Source organism: Thermogutta hypogea, from assembly GCF_055386265.1.
Map to the genome: position 1 here is coordinate 4635284 of NZ_AP042425.1, position 17934 is coordinate 4653217.

Annotated in this window: 10 protein-coding genes; 4 read left to right on the plus strand and 6 right to left on the minus strand. The window is 63.5% G+C overall.

The features are described 5' to 3' along the window. Positions 1-84 precede the first annotated feature (84 nt). The 3 genes from ACZ5B4_RS16690 to ACZ5B4_RS16700 form a co-directional block, all read right to left on the minus strand. Positions 85-2088: a hypothetical protein gene (locus tag ACZ5B4_RS16690; RefSeq protein ID WP_464912359.1), complete on the minus strand. Its 2004-nt coding sequence runs from the start codon at positions 2086-2088 to the stop codon at positions 85-87. A 501-nt stretch (positions 2089-2589) separates the two neighbouring features. Continuing rightward, entirely contained in the window at positions 2590-4506 is a 1917-nt protein-coding gene (locus ACZ5B4_RS16695; protein ID WP_464912360.1) for a DEAD/DEAH box helicase, read from the minus strand. Between the two features lie 4 nt (positions 4507-4510). Beyond that, positions 4511-5305 (minus strand): hypothetical protein, encoded by a 795-nt coding sequence (locus ACZ5B4_RS16700; protein WP_464912361.1) that lies wholly within the window; start codon positions 5303-5305, stop codon positions 4511-4513. 299 nt (positions 5306-5604) lie between these two features. Between ACZ5B4_RS16700 and ACZ5B4_RS16705 the strand changes: the two genes are divergently transcribed. Together ACZ5B4_RS16705 and ACZ5B4_RS16710 are read left to right on the plus strand one after the other, a co-directional pair. After that, complete coding sequence (locus tag ACZ5B4_RS16705; RefSeq protein WP_464912362.1) at positions 5605-6081, plus strand: hypothetical protein; 477 nt, start codon at positions 5605-5607, stop codon at positions 6079-6081. Between the two features lie 296 nt (positions 6082-6377). Further along, complete coding sequence (locus tag ACZ5B4_RS16710; RefSeq protein WP_464912363.1) at positions 6378-8897, plus strand: outer membrane protein assembly factor BamB family protein; 2520 nt, start codon at positions 6378-6380, stop codon at positions 8895-8897. A 110-nt stretch (positions 8898-9007) separates the two neighbouring features. Here the strand turns inward: ACZ5B4_RS16710 and ACZ5B4_RS16715 are convergent, their stop codons facing one another. Continuing rightward, positions 9008-10582, minus strand: coding sequence for a xylulokinase (locus tag ACZ5B4_RS16715; protein WP_464912364.1), 1575 nt, complete (start codon positions 10580-10582; stop codon positions 9008-9010). A 295-nt stretch (positions 10583-10877) separates the two neighbouring features. Here ACZ5B4_RS16715 and ACZ5B4_RS16720 point away from each other — a divergent pair, with 295 nt between their 5' ends. Beyond that, positions 10878-12254, plus strand: coding sequence for a GntP family permease (locus ACZ5B4_RS16720; RefSeq protein WP_464912365.1), 1377 nt, complete (start codon positions 10878-10880; stop codon positions 12252-12254). Positions 12255-12354: 100 nt separating this feature from the next. On the opposite strand, the gene ACZ5B4_RS16725 is transcribed toward ACZ5B4_RS16720, so the two are convergent. Together ACZ5B4_RS16725 and ACZ5B4_RS16730 are read right to left on the minus strand one after the other, a co-directional pair. Then, the gene (locus tag ACZ5B4_RS16725) at positions 12355-14766 is read right to left on the minus strand and encodes a carboxylesterase family protein (RefSeq protein WP_464912366.1); all 2412 of its coding nucleotides are present in this window, start codon (positions 14764-14766) and stop codon (positions 12355-12357) included. A 247-nt stretch (positions 14767-15013) separates the two neighbouring features. Further along, complete coding sequence (locus tag ACZ5B4_RS16730; protein WP_464912367.1) at positions 15014-16414, minus strand: neutral/alkaline non-lysosomal ceramidase N-terminal domain-containing protein; 1401 nt, start codon at positions 16412-16414, stop codon at positions 15014-15016. Between the two features lie 204 nt (positions 16415-16618). Between ACZ5B4_RS16730 and ACZ5B4_RS16735 the strand changes: the two genes are divergently transcribed. Next, positions 16619-17908, plus strand: coding sequence for a DegT/DnrJ/EryC1/StrS family aminotransferase (locus ACZ5B4_RS16735; protein WP_464912368.1), 1290 nt, complete (start codon positions 16619-16621; stop codon positions 17906-17908). Positions 17909-17934: the final 26 nt, after the last annotated feature.

A 17934-nucleotide genomic window follows, 5' to 3' on the forward strand; every position in this document is an offset into this window, starting at 1 on the left:
AAGCCGCGAGCGGCTCTTCCGCCGGCGGTGACGAGAGATCGATCTCGATAACGCAGCGCGGCCGTATCCGCCCCGTGGACGCGTCTATGGTTTCGCACGCGCATCATCCTGCGGAATCACCTCGATCACCGCATCGTATTCGGAAATGATTTCGCCTTTCTTCCAATCCCGGCGTTCCGCGATACGGTTCAGGTAAAGGCGGTCCGTGACGCGCGCTCGCTCGTAGTCCTCCGCGCCCAGATAGCAAGCCGAAAGCGGGCGATGGGCTGTGACGCGCAGCACGCCGTCGATATCGATCATCCGGCCGCCCGCCGCATCGATCCTCTTACCGCCGAGGGCTTCGGCCAAGGTCGTGATGCCGTCGACCGTCACGCGACGTCGGCCCGTTTCGTAGATCCAGGCGGGATTGTTCAAGATACCGATCAGGCCGGTGGTGATCTCGGTCGTGGTGACATCTTGAAGGGCCGTCAGACGCTCGGAAATGGCAAACCGACCGTCGGCATGCGAGATATAGCGCAGGTCCGCTCGGACGACGCCGGGACCGTGCTCCACGACCAACGTCGCATCGAAGCCGCCGTCCGTTTCCTTCACGGCGGCGTCCATCAACTTGATGGGCAGGGCCTTGGGTGAGCTTTCCACGCGGATGTGACCGATGCCGTTCCGTTGGTCCGGCGATACGACGCGATCCAAGCGATTGGCGACGCATTGGGCCATGACCACGGCACCCCAACTGATGGTGTGGACGGCGGTCGGGGTGCGATTCAAGATGATCCGGCCGGAATCCAGTCGGCGGACCCCCACGCGGTCCGACCATGAGCCTCGCACATCCTCGGCATAATGCAGCACCAGCCAAGTGTGAGCCAAGGATCGCAATAGGTCCGATTGCGTGGAAGGGAAGAAGAACTCTTGGGGTTGATACACGGCGCCGGTAGCGTTGCGCGCCTGCATGCGGCGGAGCACCTCCAAAGACCGCCGGGCAAGCGTCCAGGCTTCCGGGTCGCGTCCGAAGACCGCCATCAAAACGTGGCTGCCCAGCCAATCCGCGTTGCGGAACAATCGCCAATCTTGCCCGGACGGATAGACGAATCCGCCGTCCGGCAGCACGAACCATTTCAGGTTCTCGTAAATGCCCGGTACGTTGTACAAGAGCGCCTCGGGCGGCTCGCGGCCGGTCATTCGGAAATCCAGTGCGCATCCCAGCGAAAGGCCGAAGGTCTGCATGTAGTCGGGATGGACCATGCCGTGGTTTTCTAACGTGAAGTCGTCGTAGACGTTGGCGCCCGTGAACTGCTCCGAAACTCGGCGGCCGTCCACGACGCGGTCCGAGTTTTCGTCGGCAGGGCGCAAGAACGAGCTGATCACCCACCGCTGAAACGCCTTTTCCCAAGCTTCGCGCCGGGGATCTTCCGGCATCAAGAGAACGGCCACCGAGAAGATCTGGCTGTTCCAAGCGTTCTCTTCGGCCTTCGTGTCGTATTGGATTTGATGCGGCGGTACGGCATCGACGAACCGCGCCGCCTCGTGCGCCACCACACGACGGATTCCATGCCGCAGATCATCCGGCAAATCATCCCAAATCCACCAGCCCGCCCGACCCAGCATTTGGGCCCAGTGGGCCGACTGCCAAGCATCCCCCCACGGCCGACCGTCGCCGGTCACGCGATCTCCCGTCACGTGCGTGGCGACCAGGTAGCGCATCATTCCCAGGATGGTCGGCAAAAGCTCTCTTCGGGTCGCACCGACGATATTCGGATCGTAGGGACCGAAGCGGTACAGAAACGCCAAACCCTCGACGGTTCCGGTGTTGGGGCGAATCCAATGTTCAGCGCTCTTGCTGTCGGTCGTCAGCAACAAAGCGGCGTCCTCCTGCCACGGATGGACCAAGCTTAAAAGATACCGCGCCTGCTTCTGCGTGGCGTCGTAAACCGCATCTTGAAATGCGAGGACCGCTTCCTTGTCTTGCTCCGGCAAAGTCGGCGGCATGACTCCGTCGCTGTCGGCGTAGACCGCGCGACACCCGCCGCGGAATGCGTTGTAGCCTGCGACTATGGTCCAGACCGCCGCCGCGATGACAAAAGCGTTTCGCATGGTGTTACCTCGTGACATACTCGGTGAAAATCCGGGGGTGACTGTTCACGGGGGCGAGAGGGTTTGTCGCAGCTACCGGACCCCGACGGCGGTAACCTGTCAAAGCCGAGTTTTGTTGACGGGCCGGGCCGTGTCAATTACCCTCAAGAGTTTTCCGGAAAGTCCGGGTAGGCCAGGCCTCCGGTTGACGTTGTTCGGCGGGCCGCGAAGGCATGTTTCGCGCCCGACGAAGTTGATGAGAAATCAGCTTCCGCTGCGCATCCGATCTGCCGGCGTGGCAAACCGACGAACGGGAACGGGTGGGAGGCAGCCGGGCCGGCTCGCAGCTCGCGCTCCGCACAGCCCGGCGTTCCGCGCCCCCCTGGGCCGTCCGTTCCAAGTAGCCGGATGATCGTCGGCAAAGAAGAATGCGTGCTGCCGACGATGCCCGCGCTGCGTTTCAAGTTGCGGCGGACCCTTGGGGCCGGTCGCAACGGTCAACCGGGATGGCGTGGCGGTTTTTCACGCGGCGCGGCTGGAGCTTCCCGATGAGGACGCCGTCGGAGCCGGACAGCGGAGGTTGAACAGGCCGAAGATTTCCTCCTGGGTAAGGGCCAGTTTGCGCGGCCCGCCGACGCGCGAGAAGATGGTCTCGAAAAGTCGCCGCTTCTCTTCCAAAACGGCGTTGATTCGCTGCTCGATGGTATCGACGGCCAAGAATCGAGTGACGGTTACCGGGCCGCCGGCGCCGATGCGATGTGCCCGATTGATCGCCTGATCCTCCACGGCAGGGTTCCACCAGCGGTCGAAGAGGAAGACGTATCCGGCGAATTGCAGATTCAACCCCACGCTGCCCGCCCCGTAGCTCATCAACAGCACCACGTGCCGCGGGTCGTCGCGGAATCGGCGAATCACTTCGTCTCGGCGCGCGGAGGGGATCTTGCCGTGGAACAACAAGGGGTGAAACCGTTCCAGACGCCGGGCAATCTCCTCCAGCGTCGACACCCATTGGCTGAACACGATCGCCTTTCGCCCGCTGTCGGCGATTTCCTCGAGGTCCGCTTCCAATCGCTCCATCTTCACGCTGGCCCCGGTCGCCGGATCGAAATTGCAGATCTGCTTAAGCCGCAGCACCAACTCGAACACGTGCTGGATGGCGGCGGCGTCACCCATCTCGGTCAGCCGCAGAATGCCCTCGCTCTCCGCCAAGCGGTAGGTCTCGCGCTGTTCCGGCGACAATTCCACTTCCGCGTCGCGAACCAGTTTCGGAGGCAGATCGGTCAAGACCTGATCCTTGGTGCGGCGGAGCACGAAGTCCGCGATGGTGTGCCCCATCCGCGAGGGTTTCATGTCAGGCGAGAGGAATCCCGGCGAGAGGAACTCGAAAATGCCGACCAGGTCTTCCGTGCTGTTTTCGACGGGCGTGCCGGTCAAGGCCCAGCTCCGCCGCCGCGTGATGGCGCGCACCGCTTGACTTGTGGCGCCTGCACGGTTCTTGATTCGCTGGGATTCGTCGAGCACGACCAGATCGAACGCCACCCGAGGTCTGCCGTCGCGGCCCGCGGCTTCCAGAATCTCTCGATCGCGCGGCAAGAGCTCGTAGTTGGCGATCTTGACCGGGAAGGGAGCGGACTCCCACTGCCAGCGTCGCCGGTTCTGATCGCCTTCAATCACCAGCACGGGGATTTCGGGGGCCCATTGTTCGAACTCTCGCTTCCAATTGGTCACCAGCGGCTTGGGGCAGACCAGCAATACGGATCGCGCCTCGCCGCTGCGAACCAACAATCGGACCGCCGTGATGGCCTGCATCGTTTTTCCCAGCCCCATTTCGTCGGCCAGGATCGCCGAGTGCCGCGGATACAAGAAGGCGACGCCTTCCAATTGATAAGGAAACGGGGCGAAGGGAAACTCCAAGTTCCGCTCGATCAGGAGCGTTTCCAGCGAAGGTTGCAGGAGGCATTGCAGCCGATCCTCCAGTTTGATCAGGTCCTGGGGCGGAGCAATGCGATGCCGCTTGCCCTCCGCGATTCGCTGCAATAAGGAGTTCCAAACGGGAGAAGAGCCGTTCGCCGCCGGAGCGTCGGTCGGAGCTGATTCCGGCCGCATCGGGGCGGTTTGGTCGAAGAAAAAACTCCTCACGGTGACGGCGACCCGAGGAACGCCCAGCGTCACAACTCTGGGCCGCGGAAGAGACTCCTTCCAGGGTCGGACTTCGACGGAAAAACCGCGTTGGAGCGCGGCGTTCCAACCTGTCGGCAAGACTTCGACTCGGACGCCCAAGTCCGCGGATTGCACGGAGGCGAGGCATGCGAGGGCAGGATCGCGGGCCGCACTGATCCGCTGATCCGTGCCGGCTGCCGGGTCTTCCTTCGCGGCGGAGGTCGCGGGCCGGTCACCGCCGGAACGGTGCTTTCCAAACAACAATCCCGACCAAAACATGTTTTCACCCCCGACGCAAGGCCTCATCGATCGCCGCGCGAATCCGTTCAAACGGCTCCGAAAGGTCTAAGGCGTCGGTCCAGGGCGCCCAATCGGCGAGGAGTCGGGCGACTGCCGGCGCGTGGGACGCCGCGCAGACCAGCCGGGTGCGGCCGAATCGTCCCTGCCAACACTCCAGTCCGTTCGCCGTGTACCGGCCGTGCATGGTGCCTCGGCTCGTCTCGGAAAGCGTGATGGCTGCGTGGTCGGGCGAGACCAGCGTGGCGGCGGGCGCGGGCGATGCTGAGGAACCGCTGACCAGCAACGCCGCATTTCCGGTGTCCCAAGCCTGCGAGGCTCCATTGGGAAAGCGAGCGACGTCTTCCACGCGGGTCGCGCTTTCCTTTGCCGGTTGGATAGGCTCCGCTGAATGGCCGCGGTCGGTCATGGAAAAGTGCGGAGCGGCGGGCGGCGTGCCGGCATCAAGCAGGACCGCCGCCACCGGCGTCCCCGCATGATCCGCGAAATCCAGCAACTCCCAGCGATCCACGCAAATCAACGCTACCGGGGTCTTGGCTTTGGCGACCAGGGCCGGGGCGATCTGCTCGGCAAACAGGTACGGCTTGAGTGAATTTCCGTACAAGATCTCCTGTGCCCGAGTCGCCTTGACGGGGGTTGTGCAGTGGAACTCCAACGGGCGACCGACCCCATTGAGGATCAGGTAGCCTCCCACGAACCCGACCTCGGAGGGAGACAATACGGACAGGAAACCCAAGGATAGGGCGGAACGCCCCCCTTTGCTACGTGTCTTTTCGCTCATGAGGGCTCACGTGTTGCGGAATCGAGAGATAGCAAAGTCCGGTCGAACGGCAGAGCGGGGAGGCGGGGCGCGGTAGGTCCCTCCTCCGAGGCTTCCCACTGTATCGGTTCCAATGACGCGGGACTTTATGGCGGTAGCGGTCGTCGGCAAAGTCGAATCTGTAGCGGTTGTAACGGCGCGGGGTGGTGAAGATTCGGCGGAACGGGAAAAGATTGACTCAAGTTTCGCGCTCGACGCTCGACTTTTCTCGACGCGCCTGTTTATACTGGTTGTAATAACCTCGTGGAGGAAGCACGCCGATGAACGAAAGCCAATCCATGAAACCCCCCTTTTTTACGCAAATCGACGTGACCCAAGCCGCAGCATCACCCACGCCGCAGACCGCAGGACTTGCTGAGATCGCGCTTTTGTTGCGACAGATTCTGATGGTCCAGCAGCGCCAGACGAAAATCTTGGAAGAGTTGACCACGCAGGTCGGAAACGCCCAACGTCAACGGGCGGTCGAATTGGGACAGTGGCGGCAGGCGAATCCGCACCTGGCCAAGAAGTGTCGCGAGGCTGCCGAATGCTTGTCTCGCGTGCAAACGGAGTTTTTGCATCAGCTGACCGAAGAAGTCAACAACAACTTCGATAACCTGCTGGACGGGGAGTTCATGTTCACCGAGTTCGTGGATCGCTTCGGTCCGCGGATGGCGCACCTGAACGGGATCTTGCAGGTCCTCTCGCAACTCAGCAGTCCGCCTAGCCCGGCCAATTCGTCCAACAATTCTCCCTGAATCGGTCGCACAATTCGGGGTGAATTTATCAGGCGGACGATCGGCGGTCGAAGTGTGACGTTGCGGCGACGGACGGAACCTCCCAGGAAGGGAGAGGACACGTGGTTGGCACTCCGGCCTCATGTCTGTGCTTTATCGTCGGGTTAACCGGAGCGTGCCGAGGCCGACCGGAGGCTTTAAGCGGTTCCGCTGCCGAGCGTCGCCTGCCCCGAGTCGCCCCGTCTCGGTTCTTTACCCTTTTGCTGCTTTTGTGGTTCGGCGGCGGCCTTCTTTGGTGCGTGGGATGTCGTCGAGCCGTGGTCTCACCGCAGGCCGCTCCATGGCCGGCCCTCGCGCGGGACCCGCTGGAGACGGGCCGGGATCTCGACCGTTGGCCCGGCTTTCGCGGCCTTTCGGCACAAGGCGTAGCGCCCGGCGGCTCGCCTCCCGTTCGTTTCGGCCCCGACGCCGGCTTGCGTTGGAAGGCCGAGCTTCCCGGCAGCGGCAACAGTTCGCCGGTCATTTGGGGCGACCGCCTGTTCCTGACGTGGCAGGCAGGGGACCGCCGTTCTCCCGACCTCTACCTAGGAGCCTGGGACCGGCACACCGGGCGCCTTTTATGGCAGCAGAAGGCGGCCGCCGCTCAAAGTAAAACACATCCGAAGAACGGTTACGCGTCGGCGACTCCCGCGACGGACGGCCGACATATATTCGCGTTCTTCGGTTCGGCCGGGCTGTTCTGCTACGATGTCGACGGCGAGCTCGTTTGGCAGCGCGATCTGGGACCGCAAGAGCACATTTACGGCGTCGCTTCCAGTCCCGTCCTCTTCGGCGATTGGGTCATTCAATTGTGTGATCGCGATCGTGATTCCTTCCTCGTCGCCCTCCGTAAGACCGACGGCGAGGAAGTCTGGCGAACGCCTCGTCAAAGCACCGGCGGTTGGACCACGCCGTTGATTGTTCGCTCGGCGATCGCCTCCGGCGGCCGCGATGAGTTGTTGGTCAACGGCGGCCAGGTGGACGGCACCGCCTACCTCACCGCGTACGATCCCCGCACGGGAAAAGAGCGGTGGCGCATCGACGGCTTGGAAACGCTGGTGACTCCCATGGCGGTCGCGGCGGGAGAAACGGCCTTCAGCATGAGCGGTCGCAACGGGCCTATCTTCGCGGTGCCTTTGGGACGCGACGGCCGACTCACAGAGGCCGATTTGCTCTGGAAACTCCCCCGCGGCGGCCCCTACATTCCCTCAGGCCTCATCTATCGTAATCGCCTTTACGTCCTGTCCGATCTGAAGCGTCTGACATGTTATGACCCGGGAACGGGCCGGACGATTTGGTCGGGCAATCTCTCCGGGGCGTTCACCGCATCGCTCACGGCGGCGGACGGCAGGCTCTATGCCGTGAATGAACAAGGAACGGTGTTCGTGGTCCGCGCGGACGACCGTTGGGAGGTGCTGGCCGAAAACCGCTTGGGGGACGCCTGTCTCGCTACTCCCGCCTTTGCCGACGGTGACCTATTCATTCGCACGCGGCGGTTTCTGTTCTGTTTTTCGGGCCGCCCATCCGCCGAGGAGCAACCGCCGACGGAATCCCGCGTTCCGCCCGACCGGCCGAGCGATCCCGAGCCGCCGAACGCGCGATCAACGGCGGCCGCGCCGGATGCGAAGTCGCGGGCCGCTCCCGATTCGGAACGCTCGCCCGAGCGTGAGGCACGAAGCCGTGTCGCCTGCGAGACCGCCCCCGCCGACGCTTGGCCGCTGTTTCGCGGTACGCCGGCGTGCTCCGGCGTCGCCGTCGCAAAAGCGGAACGCTTGCCGCAAATCGAATGGGTCTATTCGGCGGAAAAGGACGGCTTCACGGCCTCGCCCGTCGCCGCCGAAGACATGGTGTACCTGGGCGGAAACAGCGGTACGTTCTACGCGGTGGACGTGAGCAGCGGTCAGTTGCGCTGGAAGCACGACATCGGCGGCGGATTCCTGGCGACGGCCGCCGTGCACGCAGGAGGCGTGTATGTGGGCGACGTGGACGGGAAGTTCTTCGCGTGGAATGCCGAGGATGGCAAGCCGCTCTGGCAATTCGAGGCGGGGGGCACCATCGACAACGCGGCCAACGTCTTCGCGGCCGACGGTCGCGCCCGCATCCTCTTCGGCTCCCAAGATATGAACCTCTACTGTCTCGACGCGGAAAGCGGAGCGCCGGTTTGGAAGACCGCTTTACCCGACCAAATCCGATGCCAACCGCCCGTCGTGGAGGACCGCACGTTCGTGGCCGGCTGCGACGGAAATTTGCACTCGGTGGAGCTGCAAACCGGCAAGGAGCGAAGTGCTTGCGACCTCGACGGCCCGACGGGTTGCACCCCCGCGGTGCTGGGCGGAGCATTGTACGTGGGCACCGAAAGCGGTTTCTTTTTCGGCATCGATTGGGAGAGCGGGCGACGGCTCTGGCAATTTCCCTCGGAAAAACCCGCCGACGCCTTCCGCTCCTCCGCCGCGGCATACGGTTCGTACGTGGTGGTGGGTTGCCGCGACCGACAAATTTACTGCTTCCATGCGACGACCGGCGAAACGGTGTGGAAGTTCGCCGCGAAGCGCTACGTGGACGCCTCGCCCGTCATCGTGGTCCCCGAAAACGGCGACCTCACCCACGCCGTGGTCGTGGTCGGCTCCCTGGACGGCCGACTGTACGGCCTGGGACTGCAAGACGGTTCTCTGAAATGGGAATTGGACTTGGGAGGTGCCGTCTCGGCATCGGTGGCGGTCGTCGGTCGACGCATCTTTGCCGCGACCGAAGAAGGTGATCTCTATTGCTTGAGTTTGCCCGATCCCGCCGCGCCCTGAGGTTGCTGCAAAGGGCAAGGCGCGTCAAGGTACGCCCGAAGACCGTCCAGCCCCCGCAGCGGTTTTGCTTATCAGCGGTTTTGCTCATCCCTCGGCGGTGTGCAAGCACCTTACCGCAACGGTCGGCCGGCTTGAAGGCGTCCCAAAATCTCGCGGAACTGCTTCAGTCCCAAGCGATAGGGTTCCGCCCAATCCGCGCAGCCGGCCACGGTACCGCGGAATCGAACCATGGCCTGCGCGGCATCCGCGACCGTGAACTTCTTGGCGATCCCCTTCTGCTTGCGGAGATTCGACTCCAAGGCGGCCAAAGCGGTGACGGCGGCCCCCAGGGCGGGACCTTCCTCTGATTCCAACCGTAACAGCGGTCGGTCCAGGACGGTCGCCAGGATTTCGCACATCAGGTCGCTACGGGCGATACCGCCGGAGACCGTGATGCGGGTGATCTTTTGCCCGGCCTCTTCGTGTTCCGCAACCGCCATGGCGATGAGGTAGGCCAAGGCTTCCAGGGCGGCGCGATAGCGCACGCCCGGTTCCCTCGGTTCTTCCGGGTACCAACGCAGGCCGGTTTGCTGCCGGTCGATGCCCAGGGAAGGCTCGGGTAAAACGAAGGGCATGACGCCCGTGCCGTTGCAGCCGGGCGGAACCTGCCGGGCTTGACTCTCCAAGGTCGCCCAATCCGGAGCGGCCCCCACGACTTGATCCAAGAACTGGGCGCCGTTGTTGTAACAGCGCATCCAAAGATACGGCCCCCAATTGAGTCGCATGACATCGAGCCGGCCGCGCTGGGGGCGATCCTTGGACGAGCTGTTAACGACCGCGGAATTGCCGAGGATGACGGCGACTTGGCCGGCATCGACGGCGCCGCCGCCCACCAAACCCGCCTGCTGATCGTCGGAGGTGGGGAAAATCCAAGGCCGTTTCTTGCCCGTCAGTCCGGCTTGGAGGGCCGCGCTTTCCCGCAACATGCCGACCGGTTGGTATTGATCGATGATGCGAGGCAATTGCTTCCACGCCAAGCGGCGGAACTCTTCGCTTTCCAGGGCATCCAACATCTCGCGGCGCCAGCGCTTGGAGCGGAGGTCCATGATTCCGGTGGAGGCCGCCACGGAGACGCTGCACACGTCGAAATTGCCGGTCAGGTAACCCGCCGCCAGGGCGCCGTGGGGCAAGATGCGATAAGTGCGTTTCCAAAGCTCGGGCGCCAGATGCGTTTCGTCCTTGACGAGATGACTGAGGCTGTAGCGAATGGCCCAGGGACCGCCGATCAACTCCTGGACGCGGTTTTGCCCGCCCAGCCGCGCCAGTCCTCGGGCGTGATACTCCGCGAGCGTGGCGTCATTCCAGCAAATGGCGCGGCGGATCGGCACGGCTTGCGCGTCGATTCGGCCGGCCGTGTGGTGGGTGGCCGAAATCCCGCCCGCCGCCCAGTCCTTGAGTCGGCCCATGCGATCCAGCGCCGCGGCGATCGCGCGGACGGAAGCGTAGGCCTGCCCCTCCAGTTGCATCACGTTCAACTCGCGGATGCCGTCGGCAGGGGATTCGCCGAACCAGATGTCCGTAGGCAAGCGGATTTCCGCCAAGACCCGGCCTTCCACATCGAAGGCCAAGCACTTCACCCCTCCCGTGCTGAAATCCCAACCGGTAATCACGGCGTTACGTTTTACGCAAGCAAGCGGTTCGGGCATGGCGAACTCCTTCTTCGGGCGAAAGCCGACCGCCGAGGCGAGGCAAGGACCGAGCGAGTCCCTCGGCCGGCGGCGGACCGAATCACAGTCCCGGTTCCATGGAGACACTCCCCAAGTTTAATGTCCGCCGCGATCGTACGGCAGCCCCGGAGTCGCTGCAAGCGGGGTTCGGGGCGGCAGCCCTCCGCCGGCGATGAACCCGAGGGATACCGGCGGTGGGCGATGGTCGCGACGGCTTGGTATGATGGGGGAACTTGCGGGCTTTCCGACCGTGAGTTCGACAAAGGATCACGCCATGCTCGACCCGATCTTCGTCGTCGCCCTGGGCATCGTCCTGGTCATCGTCTTGATCGGTTTTGCCCGGCTCAACGCATTCTTGGCTCTCTTGATCAGCGCCGTGGTCGTGAGCCTTGCAGCGCCCGGCGCATGGGAGATGAAGATCGCGCGCGTGGGGCAAGCCTTCGGGACCACGGCGGGCAAAATCGGCATCGTGATCGCCTTGGCGGCCGTGATCGGAAAGTGCTTGATGGACAGCGGCGCCGCCGATCGCATCGTACGGACGTGCCTGCGGCTGATCGGCGAGAACCGCGCGCCCGTCGCCTTGATGACCAGCGGCTTCGTCCTCTCCATTCCCGTCTTCTTCGACACGGTCTTCTATTTATTGGTGCCGCTGGCCAGATCGCTCTACCGCCAGACGCGGAAGCGGTACGTACAGTCGATCTTGGTCATTGCGGGCGGGGCGGCCATCACGCACACGCTCGTTCCGCCCACCCCCGGTCCCCTGGTGATCGCCGAAACCTTGGGCGTGGACATCGGCAAGCTGATTGCGGCGGGCATCCTGGTGGGTATTCCGGCGGCCGTGGTGGGGCTGTTCGCGGCCAATCTCCTGGATCGGTTGAACCCCCTACCCATGCGCCCCTATCCCGGCGAAGAGCAATTGCCCATTCCTCGCGATTCCGACCTGCCGCCGTTCGGGATCGCCATCCTGCCGGTGATCCTGCCGGTGATCCTCATCTCTTCGAACACCGTGGTGCAAGTGTTAGCCAAATCCGCATCGTTCCCGCAGGCGCCGCTTCGCGTCCTGACGATGGTGGGCGACCCGAACGCGGCCTTGCTGCTGTCCGCTTTCGTTGCGATGGCGACGTTGAAATGGAAGCGCGGCCTCAGTTTGGCGGAACTGGCAAAGCGGTGCGAGGAGGCGCTGATGAGCGGCGGCGTGATCATCCTCATCACGTCGGCCGGCGGCGCTTTCGGCGCCATGCTCCAGCAGACCGGCATCAGCGAGCGACTGCCCGCCTTGCTCTCGCTGGAATCGCAAGAGATCGGGCGGTTTTGGCTGATCGCGGCCTTTCTCATCGCGGCCGTCATGAAGACCGCGCAGGGGTCCAGCACCGTGGCGATGATCACCACCTCGGCCATGATCGCGTCCCTCTTCCCGGCGGGCGAATTGGCAAGCCATATCCACTGCGATCCCGTGTATTTGGCTTTGTCGATCGGGGCCGGTTCGCTGGTCTTCTGCTGGATGAACGACAGCGGCTTCTGGGTCGTGGCGCGCATGAGCGGACTGACCGAGATGGAGGCCTTGCGCTTGTGGACGGTGCAAGCCGCCGTGGTGGGAATCGCGGCTTTCCTCGCCGCGCTTTGCGCCGCCGCGGTATTCCCCATGGTGTAAAGACGGCCTTCGTTGGAAGGGCGACCTCGGCCTGCCCGTCGGCATGAGCCGCTGGAAGTGTCGCGGCGATCGGACGGATGCGTCGCCTCGTCGTGCCAAATCAGCGATTGCCGCGGATCGTGGGGGCGGGCCGCTTGCCGCCCACCACCACCGTGACCCAGGCCGGGTGTTGCCGATCCCCGTATTGCCGCACGTCCTCCAGCAACGTTTCCGTGCTCGGCCGAATTTCTCGGGGATCGACTTGCCGCCCGTTCACGGAAAGCGAGATGCGGCGCTCGAAGTCGACGAGATCGGGACTCAAACGGACCGTCGTTCGTCCCCCGCCCGCTTGCACAAAGAGCGTATTCGCTTGGGTCAATCGGCCGCGAATCTGCATGGGCACGGGGTTGGCGGGCGGCCACGAGGCAGGGTCGATGACCACGGCCGGGGGAAAGTCCTCGACGTGGACGTACCAGAAGAAGTTGTCCCAAATCCGTGCGGTTCGCACTAGGAACTCGGCGGGCGCGGGTTGACGGCGGAAACGTTCCATCCAGTCGAAAATGCGGAGGATCTCATCCGAAAAGCCGTCCCGCCCTCGGCCTCGGTATTCCACGGCCGTCACGTCGTAAGCGCGGTTCAAATACCGATCCAAATCCCGCGCGTTATCCGCCACGATGGTCCCGTCGAACTCTCCCATGACCGCATAGAAGGGCAACAGCGCGGCGTTTTGCCAATATAAAGCGCAGAAGCGGTCGGCTCGCCCGCTGATGGGAATCACCCCCGCCCAAAGGCTCGGGTGCGCCAGGCCGATGTCCCAGGCGGCGTCCGCGCCCAAGAAGTGGCCCGCCAAGTACACGCGGTCGCTGTCGATGGAAAACCGCTTCATAGCATCCCGCAACGATTCCAAAACGGCCAGATGTTCGCGAAGCGAGTACTGATAGGTCTGCTGTCGTTCGGCGGTCCACTGCGGCGCGATCACGATGTAGCCGCGACGGCCGGCCTGTCCAAGGCGAGTTCCTTGGTCCTTCACTTCGCCGGCCCACCAGTCGATCTCGGCGGCGGGATCGGCCTCGGCCCCGTGCAACACCACGATCGCCGGATATTTCCGCAACGGATGGTATTCCGGCGGGAGCTGCACGCAGTACTTGATCGGCGGCAATTCGCCCGGCAGCGGGAGGTGGATCTCGAAGAAGTCGATTTTGTCGGGGAGGGGAGGCGGCGGAGACAACGGCGGCTCCATCCCCTGCAAGACGTAGGCCAGGTAGTTCGGCGAACCGCCTTCCTCCGCCAGGACGCGTTGCAAGACGTCGTTGCGCGAGAGTGCGTCTTGTGCGGCGAAATACTCCAAGATGAGATTCCGTACCCGTCGCAGCGAAAGCCCCACAAGCAAACGCCGCGCGGCACGATCCGCCCCCAGATACCAGCCCGTGATCGCCAGGGCGACGCGCTCCTCGGCGGGGACGGTCGCGTCCTCCGCGAATTGCGAAAACGCCGCCAACCGAGGGAGCGTATCCGGCGACAGCCGCGCCGCGATTTCCTCGACGGCTTCACCGGCCTCTTTCCGCAGGGCGGTCTCGTCGATTTGCCGCACCAGTTCACGGAGCCGGGCCACCAACCCCTCCGCCTGTTCTCCTTGCTTTTGATATTCCTCCAGTATTTCCCGGACCTCTTGCAGAATGTCGCCCGCCACGCCGTCGGTGGGGAACTTTTGCAGCAACGTCAGGACGGTTCGGTGCTGTCCCGCCGCGCGGCGAAACTTCAGTTCTTCCAAGATCCGCCGGGCTGAAAGCTGCTTCAAAACCTGAAAGGAGCTTTGCAGCTCGGCCTTGGCCTCGGCGGAGACGGCGGGGTCCTCCAGGATCGCCTGCAACTGGCCCAAGGCGTCTTCGTAACGCTCCATTTGGATATAGAATCGGGCGGCCTTTTTTCTCGCCTCCACGTCGGCCTGATCCGTGCGTCCCAAAAGGAGTCGCTGCAACACGTCGCGCGGAAGGCTGGTGGTTGCCATCCGCATGTCCCAGACGTGCGTAATGCCCTGCACGCGGACCCAGCGAGGGGTAAGCTCCGTGATTCCCTGGATCACGTCCACCCGGCCGGAGGCCGTCGCCAACGTGAAGATCCTTCGCCCGAATTCATCAAAGGGCGTGACCCGCAACGGGAAGCCCACGCTGCTGACGGTCATTCCCGCCGTCGCCACCCGTTGCGGGATGTGGTAGCGTTCCAGTACTTCCACGCCCGACCCGGGGCGAATTTCCCGAATCAACCGTTTGGGCACGAAGGTCCGACGCAATTCGTCGTCCACGAATACGATCAAGGGGATCGGGCCGCCGCCTTCCGGATCCGCGGCCTTGGGCAGATCTGCCAAGCCCGTTACGATGCCCAGTTTTCCCGTCAGCACGCGGCCGTCTCGCATGACGACTTCCTCTCCCAATGAGCGAGAGGCCGTCGCCGAAAGATAGCACAACGCCGCAGCCGCCGCCGCAACCCGCGGTAGCAATAAGAATCCCCGGCGGTTTCGAGCATCTGAAGCCATCGAACATCCCCGCTTTTTCGAAGCCTTAGCCAAAGCATAGCTTGGGCAGAGAAGACCCGGGTTTACGGATGTGGTCCGCGTCGTCCGATGAGTTCATTATGAAACATTGTGGAAGCCGAACCAACCGGCAAAAAGCGCAAACACGAAGGGGCGGCCGGCGCTCGCCGTCCAGTTCGCGGTTCGCGTCAAGGAAGTCGTATCCCGAGTCCCCCTTTCCACGCACCGAAAGGTCGTAGCTCGGCGGAACTCAAGGCAGCTTCGGACGGCCGACTTGCTCCGCCAAGCGACGCACTGCGTCCACGACCACGATTTCCGTCTCGGGTGCGAAGAAGCCGACGCCGTAGACGCCGCGGGTCTCGTAGCCGCCCTCACGCAGCACCTTGGCGGAAGGCAGGTACCCGAATACCTCGTTGCTGTATCCCGCGATCCAAAGCCGACCGTGTCCGATCGCGTTCTCGATCAAGGGGACGTAGTCCGATACGACCTCGCCGGGCAGCGCCACCAGCGTCAAGTCCTCGCCGAATTGCCAAACCGCGACGGGAGCCGGGTACTTCTCGGCGTTAGGCTCATTCCGATCCATTCGTTGCAACATCGGCTTGGCGTTCGAGGCGATGTACTCCGGACCGCGCGTCATGGCTTCCAATTCGGTTCGGCCGGGGACGGGCGCGAAGGGCAGATCGACCGTCTCGAAGGCCGTCTTCAGCGGACCGCGCACCGGACGCAGCGCGCCGTTCAATACCCGCAGGACTTCCGCGGCCAGCGTCTCGCCGTGTTGGCTAACGTGCTCGATCTCGCCCCGCGGATGAGGATTCACATCGGCGCCGCAACCGATCATGAATAACGCTTGCGTGCCGGGAAGCTGCTGTTCGAGCTTGGCTCGGGCGAAGCCGGCATAATCGCCCGAGATCCGGTAATGCTGCCCCGTCAGCGTGGTATTGTGGCAGGCCGTCCCAAACACCACGGCGCGGAGGCTGCCGTCCGGTTGATCGATCCGCAACACGGGGACGCTGCGATCGACGTAGCCTCGCGGATTGAAACCGATGCCGACGCCTTGATCCGTGAATTCGCGGCGATTCATGGGAAACGTCGCCACCCCCACGCCCCAGCTCAATTTGGCCGGACGCAGGTCGTCCATCGCCGCTGCGGCCAGCTCGCCGTACTTTGCTACCAATTGCCGAGTATAGGCGTCGACGATCTGCTTTTGCTCGTCGGGCATCGAGTAGCCGTTCCGTTCCGCGAAGTCTACAATGGGACCCGTGTGGGTATGCGACCAGTTGAGCAGGATCCGCGCTCGCGGGAGGCCGGTTTTAGCGGTGATGGCGTTGCACGCGGCCTCGGCCACCGCGGCATCGAAGTCGATGACATCGGCGGTGACGATCACCGCCCGATTACCCTGCCCATCTTCCAACGCCAAGGCGAGGGCATAGAGCGGCATCAGCACTCCCTCGGAGGGTTTGTTTCGGGACGCGTAGCCGGCCATCCAAATCGGCCCTTCCGGGGTGATGTCGGCCCGGGCCAGCCCCACCTTCCATACCTCCGTCTCCTCCGCATGCGACGAAAACGCGCGACCCGCCGACAAGCAACATATTAGGGCCGAGACCCAGCACAGAACCGGCTTCCACCTCTTGGACACCAACGGCCGCGTCATGGTTTATCTCCCTCTCTGGAAAAGTCCTTACGATCCTCCACGGCTCGACACCCCATGTCGGGATTCCATTCTGGGCGAGACGCTTGCCGAAAGCAATCGTGCGCGGTAGAACATCGGCACTTCCGAGGAGTTGCCCCCTCGGCACCGCGGTTGCCGTGTTCGCTGGGTTTAGGGCGTGGGTTTCGTGGGTTGGGAGAATCGGGCATGAAGTACGCGTCCGCCGTCCACCAAAAACTGGCCGTCGCCGGCGGCCCCAAGGCCGTCACCAATCAGCTTCCCCACTGGCCGCAGTTCTCGGAGGAGGCCATCCGTTCGGTCGAGGAGGTCTTGCGATCGGGCAAGGTCAATTACTGGACCGGCCCTCGCGGCATGGAGTTCGAACGGCGCTACGCCGCCTGGCAAGGGAGCCGCTACGCCGTCGCCGTTTCCTCGGGTACGGCCGCCTTGCATGTGGCATTGGCTGCCCTGGGCATCGGTCCCGGCGACGAAGTCATCGTGCCCAGCTATACCTTCATCGCCACCAGCTTCGCCGTGCTGCAAGCCGGGGCCGTCCCTCGTTTCGCCGACGTCAATCTCGACGATCATTGCCTGAGCGTGGAGTCGGCCGAAAAACTCGTGACGCCCCGCACCAAGGCCGTCATCGTAGTCCATCTCTACGGCAACGTTTGCGACATGGACGCCGTGCGTGCCTTTGCCAAAAGACACAACTTGTTCGTCATCGAAGACAACGCCGAAGCCTACGGCGGAGAATACAAGGGCAGGAAGACCGGCACCTTGGGCGACATCGCGGCGTGCAGCTTTTGCCAGAACAAGACCTTCACCACCGGCGGTGAAGGCGGCATGGTCACCACCGACAACGAGGAATGGGCGTGGCAGGCCCGCAGCTTTCGCGATCACGGATACGACGTCAAGGAGCGGCTCAATCTGCTGGAGCTGGAGCAACGCCTGCCGTACATCCACAATCGCCTGGGCTGGAACTACCGCATGACGGAGATTCAATCCGCGATCGGCCTGGCGGAGCTGAACCGTATCGACGATTGGAACCTGCCCCGGCGGCGTCGCAATGCCCACATCTTGATGGACGCCCTGGCCGGACTGCCGCAGGTCAAGTACTTGCCGATCGATACCGACGAACGGCGAAACGGCTGGTACGTCTGCGCCTTTTCCCTGGATATCGAAAACATGAACTGCGACATCGCGAAGTTCGTGGCCGCCGCCGGCGCGGAAGGCGCCCCTTGCTGGAAGGTCTTTTGGCCGCAGTGCCACACGGAGCGCGCGTACCAAGAGCATTGGGGGTTCGGCAACAGCGGTTTTCCCTTCAAATCGAAGGAGTACACGGATCCTGCCGCGGTGGACTATTCCAAGGTGGAGGTGCCCAACGCCTTGTGGCACGAGTCGCACACGTTCACTTGCTTTGCCTATCCCACTTACTCGGAAGACGACATGGAGCAGATCGCCGCCGCCCTGGTCAAGGTGATCAAGGCCTATAGCTGAACCGGCGGAGCGCGCATCGCACGGTG

Bases quoted from the DNA above. Each gene is read 5' to 3' on its own strand.
- ACZ5B4_RS16700 (WP_464912361.1), bottom strand. From the start codon at position 5,305: ATGAGCGAAAAGACACGTAGCAAAGGGGGGCGTTCCGCCCTATCCTTG.
- ACZ5B4_RS16695 (WP_464912360.1), bottom strand. From the start codon at position 4,506: ATGTTTTGGTCGGGATTGTTGTTTGGAAAGCACCGTTCCGGCGGTGAC.
- ACZ5B4_RS16715 (WP_464912364.1), bottom strand. From the start codon at position 10,582: ATGCCCGAACCGCTTGCTTGCGTAAAACGTAACGCCGTGATTACCGGT.
- ACZ5B4_RS16705 (WP_464912362.1), top strand. From the start codon at position 5,605: ATGAACGAAAGCCAATCCATGAAACCCCCCTTTTTTACGCAAATCGAC.
- ACZ5B4_RS16690 (WP_464912359.1), bottom strand. From the start codon at position 2,088: ATGCGAAACGCTTTTGTCATCGCGGCGGCGGTCTGGACCATAGTCGCA.
- ACZ5B4_RS16725 (WP_464912366.1), bottom strand. From the start codon at position 14,766: ATGGCTTCAGATGCTCGAAACCGCCGGGGATTCTTATTGCTACCGCGG.
- ACZ5B4_RS16735 (WP_464912368.1), top strand. From the start codon at position 16,619: ATGAAGTACGCGTCCGCCGTCCACCAAAAACTGGCCGTCGCCGGCGGC.
- ACZ5B4_RS16730 (WP_464912367.1), bottom strand. From the start codon at position 16,414: ATGACGCGGCCGTTGGTGTCCAAGAGGTGGAAGCCGGTTCTGTGCTGG.
- ACZ5B4_RS16720 (WP_464912365.1), top strand. From the start codon at position 10,878: ATGCTCGACCCGATCTTCGTCGTCGCCCTGGGCATCGTCCTGGTCATC.